We start from the raw sequence: 18,782 nt of genomic DNA, 5'->3' as shown, positions 1-18,782 counted from the left end.
ATATTCATCTTATTTTAATAATATTCATAAAAAATAAAAGTGTGACTCGAAAAATATTAAATATATAAAGAATATTATGAGTATTTAGTAAGGGAAGAACTAAAATATATATGCATAAAATTTGCATACACTGAATAAAAATGCATATAAAATTCATTTGAAAAAATAACTATATTACTAAAATGAATATTTTAGTAATATAGTTATTTTTTAAAAGATATTGCCTAATCCAGGTTTTTGAAGATGTTTTACCGTTTCCGCTCCGTATTTAATAACGTGAAGAGATGCATTAGCTTCACTAATATCATCATGTGAAATATATATACTTAATTTAACAGCTTCATTTTTTAAAGCATCAAAATCCTGATGATTAACATAAATTGAAGTTATTAAGTCATTTTCTTTCAAAAAATCTATTAATTCTATAGATTTATCATAAGCGAGTTCTTTATCTTTATCTAAGAGTATTAATTCAATTTCATCAGTTTTATCCTTAATATCATCGCATAAATCTAAGACAGAATTATTTATAAATATTACAGCAATTAATAAACTAAGAAAAATAACTACAGAGATTATGGCATTCTTCATTTTTTACACTCCTTTTCGTAGTCACCGTATAGTTGAAATTTAAATTTTCCTTCTGTATCATACATAGCGATAAGGACTTCATCTATTGAAGGAATATTATGACGTTTTAAAACACCTTTAATCCATTCTTCATCTTTATTTATACTGGTTAAAGAACTTTTGTTTATTTTACCATCAGATATTAAAACCTTAGGGAGCTGAGCATCTGGAGTTTTTGAAGTATTATATTTCTTGTCTGTGGTATTACTTCCACTGGCACTGCTGGAATTTTTGGACTGATTACAGCTGCAGCTAGAAGATGATGAACTGCTATTTGAACTTCCACTAGAGCTATTATAATTTGCAGGAAGTATAGATAATTGCCCGCTGTTTTCTAAAATCGCGTATTGTATTTCATCTAAATTAAAGTAATTAGCAAGTCTTAATTCTTCAAATAATTCGTCTATATTTAGTTGTTGCTTTTTTAATGCTTGATAATTGATCTTTCCTTTATATATAAGAATACATGGAGCACCATCTAGAAAATCTCTCGCACGTTGAAATTTTAATTCTACTTGTGTTATGATGGTTTTTAAAAATAATAAGGTTACTATTGGAATAATTCCTTGGAGTAGTGGAAGTCTCTGATCCTGCATAGGCAAGGATGCTAAATCTGATATCATTATAGTTATTACAAATTCATATGGTTGAAGTTCTCCGATTTGCCTTTTTCCCATTAGTCTCATGGTTATAACTACAAGTAAATAAAGTAATGCTGTTCTAATAAATACAATAATCATAAAAACACCTCACAAAATTAATATGTGCAAAATATATAAAATAATTCATAATAGTTAGGACAGCTAATAAGAAAATTACATTTATCCTTTTTAAGATAAATGTATATAATAGGAATAGAAATATTAAAACTAAATACGATAATATAACTAATTATGAATAAATGATGATTAAAGAAAGAAGGAAAATTAATGATAAATAACAATGGAGTTGTTTTAGATAAAAAGAAAATTACTTTTTATGAATCATTGGAAGAAAAACATAGAGAAGATATTAAGGAAATTGCAGCATGCAAGCTAGATGGAAATATATATAATTTAAAAGATAAGATACCAAATGACGGCAAAATAGAAATAGTTAAATTTGATACTGATGCTGGTATGAAGATATATATAAATACGTTACAATTTATATTTATAAAATGTGCATTAGATATGTTTCCAAATGCAAGAATAACATTGCAACATTCTTTTAGCAAATCAATATACGGTGAGATTTATAATGAATATGATATAAATGAAGAGGATTTGAAAAATATAAAATTAAAAATGATTGAATTAATAAAAAAAGATGTACCAATAAATATAATATCTGTTTCAAAAGAAGAGGCAATTAAAATATTTGAAAATTATAATATGCTAGATAAAATTAATTTGTTGAAATATAGTAATATAAATGAAGTGAGATTATATGAACTAGAAGGTCAGTATGATTATTTTTGCGGGAAAATAGCAGCTTCAACAGGTGTTATAAAAGCTTTTGATGTTGAAAAATATTTATCAGGATTTATATTAAGAAGACCTGATATAAGTGATTTAAATACAATTCCAAAACTTAAAAATCAAAAATCTTTAAATAGTATATTCATTGAAACTGAAAGATGGCTATCTATATTAGGAATAGGCGAAGTTGGTGAATTAAATAGAAAAATCGATGCAGGAGAGCTCCAAGATATAATAATGGTATCAGAAGCATTGCATGAAAAGAAGATAGCTAATATTGCTGATAGAATATATGATAAAAAGGATATTAAAATAATTCTCATAGCAGGACCATCATCTTCTGGAAAAACTACATTTGCCAATAGATTAAGTATTCAATTAAGAGTTAATGGAATGATACCTATACCGCTTTCATTAGATAATTATTTTGTAAACAGAATAGATACTCCAAAAGATGAAAATGGAGAATATGATTATGAAAATATTGATGCTCTTGATTTAAAACTTCTAAATTATGATTTAGAGCAGCTTTTAAATGGTAATGAGGTAGAACTTCCTGTTTATAATTTTAAAACAGGTGAGAAAGAATGGAATGGATATAAGGAACAATTGCCTGAAAATGGAGTACTTATATTAGAAGGAATACACGGACTTAATCCTAAATTAATATGGGATAATTTAAATAAGAATGTTTTTAAAATATATATATCAGCATTAACTCAGCTTAATATAGATGATCACAATAGAATTTCTACAACAGATTCACGAATAGTTAGAAGAATTGTAAGAGATTCTTTATCAAGAGGTTATTGTGCAGAGGAAACATTAAAGATGTGGCCTGCAATAAAACGTGGAGAAAAGAAAAATATTTTTGTTTATCAGGAAGAAGCAGATGTGATTTTTAATTCTACATTGGTATATGAATTAGGTGTTTTAAAACCTTTTGCATTAGAGGAATTAAGTAAGGTTCCGAAAAAAAGTCCAGTATATTCAGAAGCACTAAGACTTATAACATTTTTAAGTTTTTTTAAAGAAATAAATACAAATGATGTGCCGAAGAATTCTTTGCTTAGAGAATTTATAGGTGGATCTTGTTTTTATGAATATTAAAAATATTAATGTTGAATTATATTTGTATAATACAATTCAACATTATTTATTATATTTAAATTCATTTAATTAATCCGTTTTGAAAATATTCTAAAAAACTTAAATCATCTATAATTTTTGAATGGAATGAAGTAGCAATCATATTATCCTATTTAACAGCTACAATGTTATTAGTTACTTCACAAAGGATTTGTTTGTATGATAGTACCTATTTCTAAAATGATATAATAAAGATATTATAATAATAAATAGATTCTGATGAATGATTATTAAGGTTGATATGATTTATTTCTAAGTGTTTACAGAATAAAGAAATCATAATAAAATATCGAATAATTTAAATTGAAATATAAATAGATTTGTTATACTATGATTATATGATGCTGAAATATTAGTAAAAAGGAGGCGTGTCATGGGTATTGTTGTTAATGAAGGGGTAGTGATACAAGCGTATAATAATAATATAGTTTGTGTAAAAATATCAGGAAAAGAAAAAATGCTATTTTCTAGGGGAATAGGATTTGGTAAAAAATTTGGTGATAAAATACCAAAAGGAACACAGGTTGAAAAAGTCTTTGTGATGGAGAATGAAGATAATCTTAAGAATTTTAAACAAGTTATTGAGAAAGTTGATGAAGAATTTTTTGGTTTATGTGAAAATATAATAACAGAAATATCAAGTGATTTAAATGAAGATTTGGATGAAAAGATACATATTGGATTAATTGATCACTTAAATTTTGCAATAAAGAGAATTGTAAATGGAGAAATAATAGAAAATCCTTTTATTACTGAGACTAAAGTTCTTTATAAAAAAGAATATATGTTAGCTGAAAAAGCAGCAAAAATGTTAGAAAATGAATTGGATTTATTAATTCCAGAAGATGAAATTGGACTTATAGCATTGCATATTCATTCAAGTAGAAATAGCGGAAACTTAAATGACACAATAAAGAGTACTAATTTAAGTAATATGGTAATTACCTGTGTAGAAAAGCAATTAGATATAAAAATAGACAAAGAAACCTTAAATTATGCAAGATTTGTAACTCATATAAAGTTTGCTATTAAAAGAATTTTGGCAGATTCAGAAATCGGTAATGACTTTATTTATGAGATTAAGTCAAAATATAAGGTATCTTATAAAATAGCGGAATCTTCAGCAAAGATATTAGAAAAATACCTTGATAAAGAAGTATCAGAGAGTGAGATAGCATACTTAGCAATGCATATAGAAAGGTTTAGAAAGGAAAGCAAGAATACTAAATTTAATATTAAATTTTTTAATAAAAAGAGTTGATTATAATAGATTTATATGGTAACATGTAAACATAAACAGAATACGTTTTTAATAAATAGCGTGTAACCGATTAGATTCGAGCATCAGCTGAAAAGGATAGGATTATATCTTGATCTATTCTTTTCAGCTTTTTTGTGTTCAAAAATAAAAATGTATATGAGAGTCTAGTACTCTTGTAATAAATATTTAATAAGGAGGGACTTCAATATGATGAAGTACTTACAAAAACTAGGGAAATCATTAATGTTACCTGTAGCTTGCTTGCCAGTTGCAAGTATATTAATGGGAATTGGTTATTGGATTGATCCATCTGGCTGGGGGGCAAACAATATAATTGCAGCATTCCTAATAAAAGCTGGAGGCTCATTAATCGACAACATGGGTATATTATTTGCAATTGGTGTTGGTGTCGGCATGTCTGATGACAACGATGGTACAGCAGGACTTGCAGGACTTGTTTCATGGCTTATGATTACTACTTTATTATCACCAGCCGTTGTAGCAATGTTTAAAGGTGTAGATGTTGCAGAAGTACCAGCAGCATTTGGAAAGATAGCAACACAATTTACAGGTATTTTATCAGGTATTATAGGTTCAAGTTGTTATAATAAATTTAAAGGCACTAAATTACCAGATGCTTTAGCGTTCTTTAGTGGAAAAAGATGTGTTGCTATAGTAACAGCAGCAGGATCAATTGTTGCATCTTTGATATTATTCTTTGTATGGCCAATAGTTTATGGAGGATTAGTAAGTTTTGGGGAAGCAATCGTATCTACAGGAGCAATTGGTTCAGGTATTTATACATTCTTCAATAGGCTTTTAATTCCAACAGGTCTTCATCATGCACTTAATTCAGTATTCTGGTTCGACGTTGCAGGAATTAATGATATAGGAAACTTCTGGGCAGGAACTGGTACACAAGGCGTGACTGGTATGTATATGACAGGATTCTTCCCAGTAATGATGTTTGGTTTACCAGCAGGAGCTCTTGCAATGTATCATACTGCTAAAGATAACAAGAAGAAAGCAGTTTATGGATTATTATTAGCAGCGTCAATATCAGCATTTTTCACAGGGGTAACAGAACCTTTAGAATTCTCATTTATGTTCTTGGCACCAGGATTATACTTAGTTCATGCAATATTATCAGGAATTTCAGCAGTGGTATGTACATTATTGCCAGTAAGATGCGGATTTAACTTTAGTGCAGGTTTTGTAGACTGGTTCTTAAGTTTTAAAGCCCCAATGGCTGAAAATCCACTTTATATTATACCAATAGGCTTAGTTTTTGCAGTTATTTACTACGTTGTATTCCGCTTTGCTATTACAAAATTTAATTTAAAGACTCCGGGCAGAGAAGATGATGATGCTGAAGAAATGAATGCAGTACTTGCTAATAATAATTATACAGAAGTTGCATCTATCATATTAAAAGGTGTTGGAGGAAAAGAAAATATAACTTCAATTGATAATTGTGTAACAAGATTACGTTTAGAAATTAAAGATCAATCACGCGTAGATGAAAAATTAATTAAATCAGCAGGTGTATCAGGCGTTATGAGACCAGGTAAGACAAGCTTACAGGTTATAGTAGGTACGCAAGTTCAATTTGTAGCTGATGAATTTAAAAAACTATGTAGATAATAAATTGTTTATAAAGAAATATTTAAATAATTAATCATTTATAAGGATAGCATTCTAATTGCTATCCTTATTTCGGGTAAATTAATAATATTCATGTATTATTTAATAAGTTAGAAAAATATATATTACAATAATAAAATTTCATTTAAGATGTTTACAGTCTAAGTAAATACCAGCATACAAAATGTAGAAAAGTAATTGCAACATATATATTTAAATTTTTTGAGTTATAAAATTTAAATATTTAAATAAACTATGCTTATATTCTTATAAAAATGACAAAATAATTATATAATGTAGATACTTTAAATATAATATGTTTTAATAAATTTTGAGAAACATTACAATCGTTAAAAGTAAATAAGGAGAAATTCGATTATGAAAGGTATAGGAATATTTGATATACTTGGACCAGTAATGATAGGTCCATCTAGTTCACATACAGCAGGAGCAGCTAGACTTGGGAAAATAGCAAGAAGTATAGCTGGAGGAGAAATAGCAGAAGTAACATTTTTACTACATGGTTCTTTTGCAAAAACATATAGAGGTCATGGAACAGATAAAGCTTTGGTAGCAGGAATACTTGGGATGGAACCTTATGATGAAAGGCTTAGAGATTCTATGGAAATAGCAAAAGAATTAGGAGTGAAATTCCTATTTAAAGAAGCAGATTTAGGTGATGTTCATCCTAATACAGTTAAGTTTATAATGAGAACTGTAGATGATAACTATTGTGAAGTGATGGGATCTTCTATTGGTGGTGGAAATATTAAAATATTTGAGGTAAATGATAATGAAGTAGAATTTACAGGAATATATGAAACATTGATTATATCTCATAAAGATGTACCGGGGGTCATTAATTCAGTTACTCAGATTCTTTCAAGTGAAAATATAAACATAGCATTTATGAAAGTTTTTAGAGATAGAAAAGGCGAAGAAGCAACTATGATTTTTGAAATGGATAATAGGATAAATGAGGATGTTATAGATAAAATAAAAAAATTAGAATTTGTATTTAAAGTTATTGCAATTAGCCCAGTACAAGAAGAATAATAAATTGCTTTGGAATGCATATAATTCGAGATATAGTATTAAACAATAGCGTAAGAAGAAAGGTGGAACAGGTAATATGCTTGCAAGAACAGGAGAAGAGTTATTAGAATTATGTGATAAACATAATATTTCTTTAAGCGAGTATGCTATAAGATGTGAAGTTGAAGAAAAGGGATCAACAAGAGAGAAAGTAATAGAAAAGATGAGAAAAAACTTAAAAGTAATGAAGGATGCAGCAAAAGCAGGAACTGAAAAAGAAGTTTACTCACTTAGTGGCCTTATTGGCGGAGATGGACATAGATTAAATAATTACGCTAAAAATAAGAAGACTTTAACAGGAAGAGCTACTAATATAGCTATGGCAATGGCCCTTGCATCATCAGAAGTAAATGCTTCCATGGGGAAAATAGTTGCATGTCCAACAGCAGGATCATGTGGAATATTACCAGCAGTTATTTTAGCAGCAGGTGAAGTGTTGGAATTGTCAGAGGATGAAATGATAAATGGACTTCTTGCAGCTTCAGCTGTTGGAATGATTATTGGAATGAATGCAACCCTTTCTGGTGCAGAAGGAGGATGCCAGGCAGAGTGCGGATCAGCCTCTGCAATGGGAGCAGCAGCAGTAGTTGAATTAATGTGTGGAACTCCTAAAATGAGTTTAGATGCTGGGTCAATAATACTTCAAAATGTATTAGGTTTAGTATGCGATCCAGTAGCAGGTTTAGTAGAAATACCATGTGCAAAAAGAAATGCACAAGGTGCTATTACTGCTCTTTGTACAGCAGATATGGTGATGGCAGGAGTTGAAGCTAAAATACCTTTTGATGATGCTGTTGAAGCAATGTATAAAGTAGGAAAAAGCTTACCATCAGCACTTAGAGAAACTGCAATGGGAGGAGTAGCTGCAACAAAGGAAGGACTTAGGCTTAAAGAAAAAGTATTTGGAAAAAATAATGAGTAAAGAATGTAAAATATCTTGACTATTTTATAATATTGGTATAATGTTTAATTTGTGGATAAAATTAAATAATTTATAACTAGGGGAGCTGATACATCGGCTGAGATTGGAAAGATTGATTTCCTAGACTCTTATAACCTGATTTGGTTAATGCCAACGGAGGGAAGTACAAAATAATTGCGTGTATATTTATAATGTAACCCTTTGGGTTACATTTTTTTTTACGTAGTTTTTGTATAGTTTCCTAAAATTAAAAGATAAGGAGGCTGAAAAATGAACGAAAAGAGTAAAGCACAAAAAATTGCACTAAGTGGTGTACTTATTGGTATGGCTGTTATATTCGGAACATTCTCAATACCAATAGGAGCAGCAAAAATATCGCCAGTACAACATTTTGTTAATGTAGTTGGAGCAGTAACTCTTGGACCAATATATGCAATGTGTAATGCGTTTGTAGCATCACTTATACGAAATATATTAGGGACAGGCAGTCTGTTAGCATTCCCAGGTAGTATGGTAGGTGCATTACTTTCAGGTATTCTTTATAAAAAATTTAAGAGAATACTTGTTGGTGTAATTGGAGAAGTAGTAGGTACAGGAATATTAGGAGCATTACTTGCGTATCCACTAGCAGCAGCATTTTTAGGAAAAGAAGGAGCAGTAATAATGTTTGTAGCACCATTTATGCTTAGCTGCAGTGCAGGTGCAATAATTGCATATGTATTTCTAAAGATTCCTGTTATAGAACATACATTAATAAATAGAAGCTCGCATAATTTAGAAGCTAAAACTAACTAAATATTAAGTATTATATCTAAAACAAAGGATGTGAAGGTATGTATAGAGCATTAACAATTGCAGGTTCAGACAGTTGTGGGGGAGCAGGAATACAAGCAGATTTAAAATCATTTTCTGCAAATGGTGTATATGGAATGAGTGTTATAACTGCTATAACTGCTCAAAATACAATGGGCGTATTTGGGATACAAGATATAGAACCGCAAATGATAGAAAAACAAATAGACGTAATTTTTGAAGATATAAGAGTAGATGCAGTAAAAATCGGAATGGTATCTAAAATTGAATCTATAAAGGCTATAGCAAATGCATTAAACAAAGTTGAAGATTTATGTGATATTGTCTTAGATCCAGTTATGATTTCAAAAAGTGGATTTAATTTATTATCACCAGATGCAAAAGAAACATTAGTAAAAGAATTATTTCCACTAGCAACATTAATAACACCTAATCTTCCAGAAGCGGAAGAGATTTTAGGCGTTGAAATAAAGAATTTAGAGCAAATGAAGGATGCTGCTAAAAAATTAATTGAATTAGGGCCAAAGGCAGTATTAGTTAAAGGTGGTCACTTAGAAGATGATGCAACAGACTTATTATATGATGGTAATGAATTTGTATTATTTCCACAAGAAAGAATAAATACAACTCATACACATGGGACAGGATGTACATTATCATCAGCAATTGCTGCTAATATAGCTAAGAAAATGAATATAAAAGATGCAGTAGGTGAAGCTAAAAATTATATTACGGGAGCTATCAAAAATGGTTTTGAGCTTGGCAAAGGCGTTGGACCAACTCACCATTTTTATAAATATTATTAATTAGTTGTACCCCTGAGGTACATCAGGGGTAATAAAAAAATTGGGTTAAGTCTAAATTTGTTTAAAAATTCCCTTAGAATTCTCTAGGGAAATATTTAGGAGGAAAATTAAGATGAGTTATAAAACACAAATGGAAGCAGCTAAAAAAGGTATAATTACAAAACAAATGGAAATCGTAGCAGATAAGGAACAAATAGAAGCAGAAAAATTAAGACAACTTATAGCAGAAGGAAAAGTTGTAATACCGGCTAATGTTAATCATAAATCACTAAATCCAGAAGGTGTTGGCGATGGATTAAGAACTAAGATAAATGTGAACTTAGGTATTTCAGGTGACTCAGTAGATTATTGCAGAGAAATGGAAAAAGTTAAATTAGCTATTGAATATGGTGCAGAAGCTATAATGGATTTAAGTAATTATGGTAAGACACAAGAATTTAGAGAAAAACTAATAGAATATTCTCCAGCTATGATAGGAACAGTTCCTATGTATGATGCAATTGGATATTTAGAAAAAGATCTTTTAGATATTAAAGCAGAGGATTTTCTTGAAGTAGTAAGAAAACATGCAGAACAAGGTGTTGATTTTGTTACTATTCATGCTGGAATAAATAAAAGAACTATTTCTGTATTTAAAGAAGATAAAAGAAAGATGAATATAGTATCTAGAGGAGGTTCTCTTCTATTTGCATGGATGGAGATGACAGGAAATGAAAATCCATTTTATGAACATTATGATGAATTATTAGAAATTCTTAGAGAGCATGATGTAACTATTAGTCTTGGGGATGCTATGAGACCAGGATGTATTGATGATTCAACTGATGCAGGTCAAATTTCAGAATTAATGGAACTTGGCTTATTGACTAAAAGAGCATGGGAAAAAGATGTACAAGTTATGATTGAAGGACCGGGACATATGGCGATGAATGAAATAGCAGCTAATATGCAAATAGAAAAAAGACTATGCCATGGAGCACCATTTTATGTACTTGGACCATTAGTAACAGATATTGCACCAGGATATGATCATATAACATCAGCGATTGGTGGAGCTATTGCAGCAACCAATGGAGCAAACTTCCTTTGCTATGTTACACCAGCAGAACATTTAAGATTACCAGATATTAATGATGTTAAAGAAGGAATTATAGCATCAAAGATTGCAGCCCATGCAGCTGATATAGCAAATGGTGTCAAAGGAGCAAGAGATAGAGATAATGCAATGGCAGATGCACGTCAAAAATTAGATTGGGAAGCTATGTTTAAGGTTGCACTTGATGGTAATAAGGCTAGAGAATACTTTGAAAGCATTCCACCAGAGGATCAACACAGTTGTTCTATGTGCGGAAAAATGTGCGCAGTAAGAACTACAAACAGAATTTTAAATGGAGAAAAAGTTGAATTATTACAAAAAGAGATTAAGTAGTTGAGAGCTGACAGTTAAGGCGTAAAGGTTACAGATGTCAGCTGTCAAAAGGAGGGTTTTAAATGAGCAGTGAAATTTTAAATAAAGTAGGAAATTTATTAGAAAATATTAAGAAAAAGAAGCCATTAGTACATAGTATAACTAATTATGTTACAGCAACTGACTGCGCAAATATAATACTTGCTATTGGCGGATCACCAACAATGGCTGATTTTTCAAAAGAGGTTGAAGCAATAGCATCTATTTCATCTGCTGTAGTTTTAAATATGGGAATAATAAATGATGATATGGTTGAAGCTATGATTATTGCAGGTAAAAAAGCTAATGAATGTGGTATTCCAGTAATATATGATCCAGTAGGTGCAGGTGTTGCACCATACAGGAATAGTGTAGCTCAAAGACTTTTAAGAGAAGTTAAGATGGATATTATAAGAGGAAATATATCTGAAATTAAATTCATAAGTGGAATAAGTTCAGTTACTAAAGGTGTTGATGCATCTGAAAGTGATATGAATATGACTAATGAAGATAAAGTTAATGTAGCAAAAAATCTAGCACAAAAACTAAATTGTACAGTTGCAATTACAGGTGTAGAAGATGTTGTTTCAGATAGTGAAAGAAGTGTAATTTTATCAAATGGAAGCAAAATGCTTGCAAGTGTCACAGGAACAGGATGCATGACAAGTGCACTTTGTGGAGCTTATGCAGGTAGTGGGAATGATTATTTTATAGCAGCAGTAGGAGCTGTACTATCTATGAGTATAAGTGGAGAAATTTCAGAAGAAAAAAATAAAAATATAGGACTTGGAAGTTTTCATGTTGGAATTATGGATGCAATAAGTAATCTTACAGCAGAGATAATTAAAGATAGAGGAAAAATAACTTTTTTATAGAGTTTAAAAATAATATTTATATAAGTTGAAGCTCAATAAATAAGCAAATTCTTAAGCAGAGAGCCCAAATTTTATATTTGGTGTGAATCGCTTACACCTACGAATGAATATGAGTAGGTGTTTCATTATTAAAAAGAATCCATATAATTCTAATAAAATAAGCAAATTTTTAAGAATATAAGAATATATATTCTTAAGTTAAAAACCAAAATATTTGGTTTTATATTATAGTTTCATCTGCTAACATATGTGAGCCAAGCTTTATTTATATTTTTGATAAGCTTAATATAGTTTTGATCATTTAATTGAAGTTGTTATTATTATAGGAGGAATTTATTTTATGAAGCCTTATATTGATTATAGTGTATATCTTGTAACAGATAGAGACTTAATGAGTACGGAAACTTTAGAAGAAGCAGTTGAAGAAGCTATTAAGGGAGGCTGTACATTAATTCAGCTTAGAGAAAAAGAATGTTCATCACTTGATTTTTATAGTACAGCAGTTAATGTGAAAAAAATAACTGATAAATATAATATACCATTATTAATAAATGATAGACTTGATATTGCACAAGCAGTTGATGCAGCTGGGGTACATGTTGGTCAAAGTGATTTACCATTGACTATTGTAAGAAATATATTAGGAAATGATAAAATAATTGGAGTATCGGCAGGAAATCTTGAAGAAGCATTAACAGCTGAAAAAGATGGAGCAGACTATATAGGAGTAGGGGCGGTTTATGTCACAGGAAGTAAAAAAGATGCAACAGCAGTAACAATGGAGGAAGTCAGAAAAATAAGAGATAATGTTAAACTTCCAATGGTTGTTATTGGCGGAGTTAATAAAGAAAGAATAAAAGATTTTAAAGACATAAATATTGATGGAGTTGCTATAATTTCAGCAATAATAGCACAAAAAGATATAAAAAAGGCTGCTAAAGAAATTAAGGATGAATTTAATAAAATTAAAAAATAAAATTAATTTTGGAAATCTAATAATGCATAGAATAAATAAGGGACGTACAAAGTTTAGAGTGAAATAACCGAAATAAAGCTCTTATGTGTGGCTCGCTTGCTACAAAAATGAAGCTAAGAATTCAAACATGTAGACTTGTATCCACAAATGTTTGCTCCAAGGCATATAATGCTTAGTGAGGTACGAACTTAGCAGTATAGCCCATCTTCATCTACCGATGAAGATGTTTCCTTTAATATACCTTAGACAAACAATTGTGGAACAAGTCTACATGAAGAATTCTAAAGCTTCATTTTCGAATGCAAGACACCGCCAACATAAGAGCTTTATTTCTTTGTTTCATCTAAATTCAGAGTATCGGTATTATGTTGCTATGCATAAATACATTTTTAAATTAAGGAATAGTTAATTAACCAAGTTAAAAATTTAAAAAATATAAATTTTTAAATAAGCCATCCTCATATATTAAAGGTTTATTATTTTTATATACATAAATTTCAAGAAAAATAGCAATACATACAACTATATAAAATAATATCATTTCGGGAGAGAATGCCTTATCATAAAAGGAAAAAATTACAAATAAAAGTAAATGGACCGTTAGGTAAATCCTTTGTGTAAAGATCATTTTCTAAAACAATCTCCCCAAAAAAGAACCACATTAAAAGAATAAGATATCTATTATTGTTAGAAGATTTTAGAGTAAATAAACTATTTGAAATATTGTTACAATTATAAGAATTTATTTTACAAATATTAATAATGCTAATTATTGTGCAAGATGCAATTAGAAGTGGTAACGTTACATTAAATAAAAAAATATTATTAAAGGTATAATACATTTTATATATTTTTGTAAGCGCATATAATTAAAAATTTTCAAAGGAAGTCCTTCTTATATATTATATTTTAGTATTATTATGGCAGGAATGTACTAAACAGGAAATTGATTTGCATGAGATGCTTAATAATTGTTATAAATATTAGATATTTATATATTTAAAATCATATGTTTTAGAAATGAAACATATGGTATATACTTAAGGTATTAAAATATCAAGGAGGAGAAGATGAAAAATACAATTTTAAAAAATAAGAAATTTATAGTTTCAATTATTGTCTTACTTATAGCTGTATTTGGTTTTGCAGGATATAAATTTTATATAAATAGTAAAGCAGTAGATGGAATTAAAGAATATAAAATAATTGTTACAGATTCTGATAAAACTTTTAGTGAAGAATTTGATGTTACAACAAAAGAAAAATCACTTGGAGAAGATTTAGATAAGAGAAAACTTATAGAATCTGAAAATGGTTCATATGGAAGATTTGTAACTGAAGTTAATGGAAGAAAAGCAGATGAATCAAAACAAGAATGGTGGAATTTAGTTGTTAATGGTGAAAGTTCTTCAACAGGTATTGATGATGTAATGATAAATGATGGTGACACGGTAGAATTTATATTAACAACAGGATGGTAAAACAATGAAGTGTTCTGTAAAAGAATTAATCTTATTTGGAGTATTAGCTGCAATTTTAACTATATCTCAGGTATCGTTAAGTTTTATTCCAAATGTTGAAACTGTAAGCTTATTGATAATATTATATTCTTTAATTTATGAGAAGAAATCGATGTATATAGTAGTGATTTTTGTAATGATGATGGGACTTATATATGGATTTGGAACATGGTGGTTTGGTTACTTAATAATATGGCCATCATTGAGTATGATTACATATTTAATAAGAAATAAAATTAAAGAGAGATATTTATTATTATCAATTTATTCGGGGATTTTTGGATTAATATTTGGTGCATTATATGCTATTCCTGTATTTATATTTACTGGAATAAATTCGGGGATTGGATATTGGATTTCAGGAATTCCATATGATATTGTACACGGAACAGGAAATTATTTTATAATGCTATTTTTAGGAGAAAGAATATTTAAATTATTAAATAGGCTAAATAAAAAATATTTTTATACTGGAGAATTCTAAAAATAACATAAAATATTTATAATTTATTTATTATTGGAAATTATTATAGTATTATTATTAAGTGGCATAACAGTTAAAATGGTGCCACTTTCTGTTTACATAAATTAGATAATTAATATTATTAGGGAGGAGAATGGTGTGGATAATAAAGAAAAGATATTTTATGTTTTAAAGAAGTATTATGGATATAGCACTTTAAGACGTGGACAGTTTGAAATAATAAACAGTATATTAAACAAAGAAGATACATTCTGTCTTATGCCAACTGGAGCAGGAAAATCAGTTTGTTATCAGATACCAGCAATTATACTTAGCGGAATAACAATTGTAATTTCTCCATTAATATCTCTAATGAAAGATCAAGTTGATAATTTAACTGAGCTTGGAGTAAAAAGTGCATATATAAATAGTACTCAAACAATGGAAAATATTAAAAATATATTAATAGAAGCAAGCCTTGGGGGATACAAAATTATTTATGTGGCCCCAGAAAGATTAGAATCTAAAATATTTAAAGATATGGTAAAAGACCTGGATATATGCCAGATTGCTATAGATGAAGCCCATTGCGTATCACAATGGGGACATGATTTTAGAAAAAGTTATTTACAAATTTCTGAATTCTATAAGATATTGAAAACAAAACCAGTAATTTCAGCATTTACTGCAACTGCAACAGATGAAGTAAGGATGGATTCAATTAAGCTTCTAGGATTAAATAACCCTTATATGTACATAGGTGATATTAATAGGGAAAATTTAAATATTTCTGTATTTAAAGAGATTGATAAGCTTGAAGAAGTGAAAGATATTATAAGAGCTCATGATGAACAATCAGGTATAGTTTATTGTGCTGCGAGAAAAGAAGTTGATAGTTTATATTATTATTTAAAAGAACTAGGGTATAGCGTGGGTAAATATCATGGCGGACTTAGTGATGAAGAAAAGGAAGAGTATCAAGAAGGATTTTTGTACGAAAGATACAATATAATAATTGCTACAACTGCATTTGGAATGGGGATTGATAAATCAAATATAAGATTCATAGTTCATTTCACCATTCCACAAAATATAGAAAACTATTATCAGGAAATTGGTAGAGGTGGGAGAGATGGAGAGCAATGTGATTGTTATCTTTTCTACAGCGAAAGTGATTTAAGTAGAATAGAGTATATAATAAATAAAAGTTCAGCTTTGAGTAGATTATCTATTCAACTTAAAAAGTTTCAATCTATGATAGATTACTGTAATTATCATGAATGTTTTAGAAAATACATATTAAATTACTTTGGGAATAAAAGAATAGTAAGTTATTGTAATAACTGCAGCAATTGTTTAAATGATGATGAACTCAAAGATTTTACAAAAGAAAGTCAAATGATTTTATCAACTGTATTTAGAACGAGAGAAAAATATGGAATATCGGTTTTAGTTGATATTTTAAAGGGATTTAAAGGACCTAAAATAATTCAAAATAATTTAGATAAAGTAACTACATATGGAATAATGAAGGAATATGGAAATTCTTTTATAAAAGATTTAATTAAAAGTCTTCTAAATGAAGGATATGTAGATTTAAAAGAAGGAACTTATTCCATGCTTAAATTAAATGCACGTTCGTATAAAGTACTTAAAAGTCAGGAAAATGTAGTATTTAAAATTTTGGATAAAGAAGAAACTATTCTTAATAAAGAATTATTTGAAGACCTTAAAAAATGGCGAAAAGAAAAAGCATATAAAGAAAGAATTAGACCGTATATTATTTTTTCAGATTCAAGTTTAATTGAAATTGTTAATAATATACCTAAAGATAAAGAAGAATTATTGGAAATAAGAGGCGTGGGAAGTAAAAAGGTAGAAGCATATGGCGATGAGATATTGAAAATAATAGAAAAGTATTAAGAGAATATTGATGATTATACCAAATTAAGGATTTTTAATTAGGCATAATCATCAATATTTTTTGTTATTCAGGAAATTAGATTACAGTGAATCTATGAGAATGTTAGTTAAATAGCGTTTTTTTCTAGATGATTAAGAAAAATCTGAATTTCTTTTTCATCTAAATAAGCATCACCAATAAGACCATGAGCTCTATATAATTCATTATTTCTATGAAAATCAGATCCGGCAGTATAAATCATATTATTTTCATTGGCATAATTTATAAAAAATTCAGTCTCTCTTTCTGTATTACTAAAATATTTTGCCTCTAATCCATCAAAACCTAATTTGATTATCTCTTCAAATTGATTTCGTGGTAGTAAAACAGGATGAGCTAAAATTACTGTAGCACCAAAAGCTCTAAGTAATTCAATTCCTTTTTCAACACAGATGTTTTCACTTCTATAAGCAATTGAGAATTCCTTTTTTAATATTTTGTTAAATTCTGAGATGTTGTGATTTTTTATGCATTTTAAGCATTTTATTAATGTTCTGTCATTGAAGATTTCACCATTGAAGTATCCCAAAATGTGTACGCGTGTTCTATTATATCTAGTAGATACTTCAACACCAGGTATAACCTTTATCCCAATCTCTTTACCATGTTTTATGCTTTCTGATATTCCATTTGTACAATTATGATCTGTTATTGAAATTATATCAACACCATGTCTTTTAGCTATATCTATTATTTGAGTAGGTGTACATTTTCCATCAGAATAAGTTGAATGAATATGAAAATCGCCTTTTTTATACATACTTACTCCATATTTATTAATTTCCAATTCCTATTATATGAATTAAAAGCTGAATTGTAACAAAGAAGATTGTGATTAGCTTAGCAATTTTTAAGATCTGAAAATTATTAAAAAAGTATATAAGCATATATAGATTTAGAAAAAAATAATAGGGGTTAGCCCTTACTATATGGGATATAGAGGGATATCATATAGTAAAATGCATGTTTTTTATAGTATTTTTGAGTTATATTAAAATATCTTTATCTTATAGCATGAGAACAAATGTCGAACAAAATCGAAATGACGAAATGTATGTTACCATAAGTGCAAAGGTTGCTTGTAATAATTTGAATAAATGATAAAGAATCTTATAAAAGATAAGAAAAGATAATTGTTATGATTAACCAAATAAAAAAGAAAAGGAGAAAAACTAATGAAGAGATCTTTTATTTTAAAAAGTATAAGTGGGGTAGCGATTGCAGCTACAATAATAGCATCAAACCCATTAGGAGTATCTGCACAAGGAAATATTTCAACTTCACAAGGAAATGAGATTACTCAAACTACTAATGAGGTAAGTAGCACAAATGGATTTGCTAAAAATAATGGCAGGCTGTGCTATAAGGAAAATGGTAAAGTTAAGACTGGATGGATAAAAAGTAGAGGCAAATGGTATTTTGCAGATAGTAAAGGTGTAATCCAAACTGGCGTAATAAAAATTGATGGAAAAACATATTACTTTAATAAATCAGGCGTAATGCAAACAGGTAGAGTTAGAATAAATGGAACAACATATAGATTTGCTAAGAATGGGCAAGCGGTAGGAAATAAAATTCCAAATGCTTCAAAAGAATTTGATTGCAACGGAAATTTAATATCAAACGGAGATAATGGAACAACAGAAACTCCAGATAACAATGGAGGATCAAACGGAGATAATGGAACAACAGAAACTCCAGATAACAATGGAGGATCAAACGGAGATAATGGAACAACAGAAACTCCAGATAACAATG

17 protein-coding genes and 1 riboswitch are annotated in these 18,782 nt (G+C 28.9%); of the genes, 14 read left to right on the top strand and 3 right to left on the bottom strand.

The window, feature by feature from the left end:
- Positions 1-210: 210 nt before the first annotated feature.
- Both BN2920_RS18960 and BN2920_RS18955 read right to left on the bottom strand, forming a co-directional pair.
- Positions 211-591, bottom strand: coding sequence for a DUF4363 family protein (locus tag BN2920_RS18960; protein WP_058296526.1), 381 nt, complete (start codon positions 589-591; stop codon positions 211-213).
- A complete protein-coding gene (locus tag BN2920_RS18955; RefSeq protein WP_058296525.1) occupies positions 588-1,370 on the bottom strand; it encodes a YetF domain-containing protein in 783 nt (260 codons plus the stop codon). The genes BN2920_RS18960 and BN2920_RS18955 overlap by 4 nt, the downstream gene beginning before the upstream one ends.
- Positions 1,371-1,559: 189 nt before the next feature.
- On the opposite strand from BN2920_RS18955, the gene BN2920_RS18950 reads away from it, so the two are divergent.
- The 13 genes from BN2920_RS18950 (at position 1,560) to recQ (ending at position 16,984) form a co-directional block, all read left to right on the top strand.
- Positions 1,560-3,200 (top strand): nucleoside kinase, encoded by a 1,641-nt coding sequence (locus tag BN2920_RS18950; RefSeq protein ID WP_058296524.1) that lies wholly within the window; start codon positions 1,560-1,562, stop codon positions 3,198-3,200.
- Between the two features lie 412 nt (positions 3,201-3,612).
- The gene (locus BN2920_RS18945) at positions 3,613-4,500 is read left to right on the top strand and encodes a PRD domain-containing protein (protein ID WP_058296523.1); all 888 of its coding nucleotides are present in this window, start codon (positions 3,613-3,615) and stop codon (positions 4,498-4,500) included.
- Between the two features lie 207 nt (positions 4,501-4,707).
- A complete protein-coding gene (nagE, locus tag BN2920_RS18940; RefSeq protein ID WP_058296522.1) occupies positions 4,708-6,144 on the top strand; it encodes an N-acetylglucosamine-specific PTS transporter subunit IIBC in 1,437 nt (478 codons plus the stop codon).
- A 378-nt stretch (positions 6,145-6,522) separates the two neighbouring features.
- Complete coding sequence (gene sdaAB / locus BN2920_RS18935) at positions 6,523-7,200, top strand: L-serine ammonia-lyase, iron-sulfur-dependent subunit beta (protein WP_058296521.1); 678 nt, start codon at positions 6,523-6,525, stop codon at positions 7,198-7,200.
- A gap of 76 nt (positions 7,201-7,276) precedes the next feature.
- On the top strand, positions 7,277-8,161 hold the full coding sequence (gene sdaAA / locus BN2920_RS18930; RefSeq protein ID WP_058296520.1) for an L-serine ammonia-lyase, iron-sulfur-dependent, subunit alpha: 885 nt from the start codon (positions 7,277-7,279) through the stop codon (positions 8,159-8,161).
- Between the two features lie 68 nt (positions 8,162-8,229).
- A riboswitch (TPP riboswitch) is annotated at positions 8,230-8,340 on the top strand.
- A gap of 91 nt (positions 8,341-8,431) precedes the next feature.
- Positions 8,432-8,956, top strand: a complete 525-nt coding sequence (gene thiW / locus BN2920_RS18925) for an energy coupling factor transporter S component ThiW (protein WP_058296519.1) — start codon at positions 8,432-8,434, stop codon at positions 8,954-8,956.
- A gap of 38 nt (positions 8,957-8,994) precedes the next feature.
- On the top strand, positions 8,995-9,780 hold the full coding sequence (gene thiD, locus BN2920_RS18920) for a bifunctional hydroxymethylpyrimidine kinase/phosphomethylpyrimidine kinase (protein WP_058296518.1): 786 nt from the start codon (positions 8,995-8,997) through the stop codon (positions 9,778-9,780).
- A 112-nt stretch (positions 9,781-9,892) separates the two neighbouring features.
- Complete coding sequence (gene thiC / locus BN2920_RS18915) at positions 9,893-11,209, top strand: phosphomethylpyrimidine synthase ThiC (RefSeq protein ID WP_058296517.1); 1,317 nt, start codon at positions 9,893-9,895, stop codon at positions 11,207-11,209.
- Positions 11,210-11,271: 62 nt separating this feature from the next.
- A complete protein-coding gene (gene thiM / locus BN2920_RS18910) occupies positions 11,272-12,102 on the top strand; it encodes a hydroxyethylthiazole kinase (RefSeq protein WP_058296516.1) in 831 nt (276 codons plus the stop codon).
- Positions 12,103-12,442: 340 nt separating this feature from the next.
- On the top strand, positions 12,443-13,078 hold the full coding sequence (gene thiE / locus BN2920_RS18905; RefSeq protein ID WP_058296515.1) for a thiamine phosphate synthase: 636 nt from the start codon (positions 12,443-12,445) through the stop codon (positions 13,076-13,078).
- A 1,070-nt stretch (positions 13,079-14,148) separates the two neighbouring features.
- Complete coding sequence (locus BN2920_RS18900) at positions 14,149-14,559, top strand: DUF4430 domain-containing protein (protein WP_058296514.1); 411 nt, start codon at positions 14,149-14,151, stop codon at positions 14,557-14,559.
- Positions 14,560-14,563: 4 nt separating this feature from the next.
- Positions 14,564-15,082, top strand: coding sequence for a hypothetical protein (locus tag BN2920_RS18895; RefSeq protein ID WP_058296513.1), 519 nt, complete (start codon positions 14,564-14,566; stop codon positions 15,080-15,082).
- A 138-nt stretch (positions 15,083-15,220) separates the two neighbouring features.
- Positions 15,221-16,984, top strand: coding sequence for a DNA helicase RecQ (recQ, locus tag BN2920_RS18890; RefSeq protein ID WP_058296512.1), 1,764 nt, complete (start codon positions 15,221-15,223; stop codon positions 16,982-16,984).
- A 107-nt stretch (positions 16,985-17,091) separates the two neighbouring features.
- Here recQ and BN2920_RS18885 read toward each other — a convergent pair whose 3' ends face one another.
- Positions 17,092-17,784 (bottom strand): PHP domain-containing protein, encoded by a 693-nt coding sequence (locus tag BN2920_RS18885; protein ID WP_058296511.1) that lies wholly within the window; start codon positions 17,782-17,784, stop codon positions 17,092-17,094.
- Between the two features lie 415 nt (positions 17,785-18,199).
- Here BN2920_RS18885 and BN2920_RS18880 point away from each other — a divergent pair.
- On the top strand, positions 18,200-18,782 hold a 583-nt coding region (locus tag BN2920_RS18880; protein WP_420919882.1), incomplete at its 3' end, for an N-acetylmuramoyl-L-alanine amidase family protein.

This window comes from Clostridium neonatale (assembly GCF_001458595.1).
Lineage (GTDB): Bacteria > Bacillota > Clostridia > Clostridiales > Clostridiaceae > Clostridium > Clostridium neonatale.
This window is presented reverse-complemented; position numbering and strand designations above follow the sequence as displayed.

Excerpts from the sequence above, each read along its gene's own strand:
- BN2920_RS18960 (WP_058296526.1), bottom strand. The coding sequence starts at position 591 with ATGAAGAATGCCATAATCTCTGTAGTTATTTTTCTTAGTTTATTAATT.
- BN2920_RS18955 (WP_058296525.1), bottom strand. The coding sequence starts at position 1,370 with ATGATTATTGTATTTATTAGAACAGCATTACTTTATTTACTTGTAGTT.
- BN2920_RS18950 (WP_058296524.1), top strand. The coding sequence starts at position 1,560 with ATGATAAATAACAATGGAGTTGTTTTAGATAAAAAGAAAATTACTTTT.
- BN2920_RS18945 (WP_058296523.1), top strand. The coding sequence starts at position 3,613 with ATGGGTATTGTTGTTAATGAAGGGGTAGTGATACAAGCGTATAATAAT.
- nagE (WP_058296522.1), top strand. The coding sequence starts at position 4,708 with ATGATGAAGTACTTACAAAAACTAGGGAAATCATTAATGTTACCTGTA.
- sdaAB (WP_058296521.1), top strand. The coding sequence starts at position 6,523 with ATGAAAGGTATAGGAATATTTGATATACTTGGACCAGTAATGATAGGT.
- sdaAA (WP_058296520.1), top strand. The coding sequence starts at position 7,277 with ATGCTTGCAAGAACAGGAGAAGAGTTATTAGAATTATGTGATAAACAT.
- thiW (WP_058296519.1), top strand. The coding sequence starts at position 8,432 with ATGAACGAAAAGAGTAAAGCACAAAAAATTGCACTAAGTGGTGTACTT.
- thiD (WP_058296518.1), top strand. The coding sequence starts at position 8,995 with ATGTATAGAGCATTAACAATTGCAGGTTCAGACAGTTGTGGGGGAGCA.
- thiC (WP_058296517.1), top strand. The coding sequence starts at position 9,893 with ATGAGTTATAAAACACAAATGGAAGCAGCTAAAAAAGGTATAATTACA.
- thiM (WP_058296516.1), top strand. The coding sequence starts at position 11,272 with ATGAGCAGTGAAATTTTAAATAAAGTAGGAAATTTATTAGAAAATATT.
- thiE (WP_058296515.1), top strand. The coding sequence starts at position 12,443 with ATGAAGCCTTATATTGATTATAGTGTATATCTTGTAACAGATAGAGAC.
- BN2920_RS18900 (WP_058296514.1), top strand. The coding sequence starts at position 14,149 with ATGAAAAATACAATTTTAAAAAATAAGAAATTTATAGTTTCAATTATT.
- BN2920_RS18895 (WP_058296513.1), top strand. The coding sequence starts at position 14,564 with ATGAAGTGTTCTGTAAAAGAATTAATCTTATTTGGAGTATTAGCTGCA.
- BN2920_RS18885 (WP_058296511.1), bottom strand. The coding sequence starts at position 17,784 with ATGTATAAAAAAGGCGATTTTCATATTCATTCAACTTATTCTGATGGA.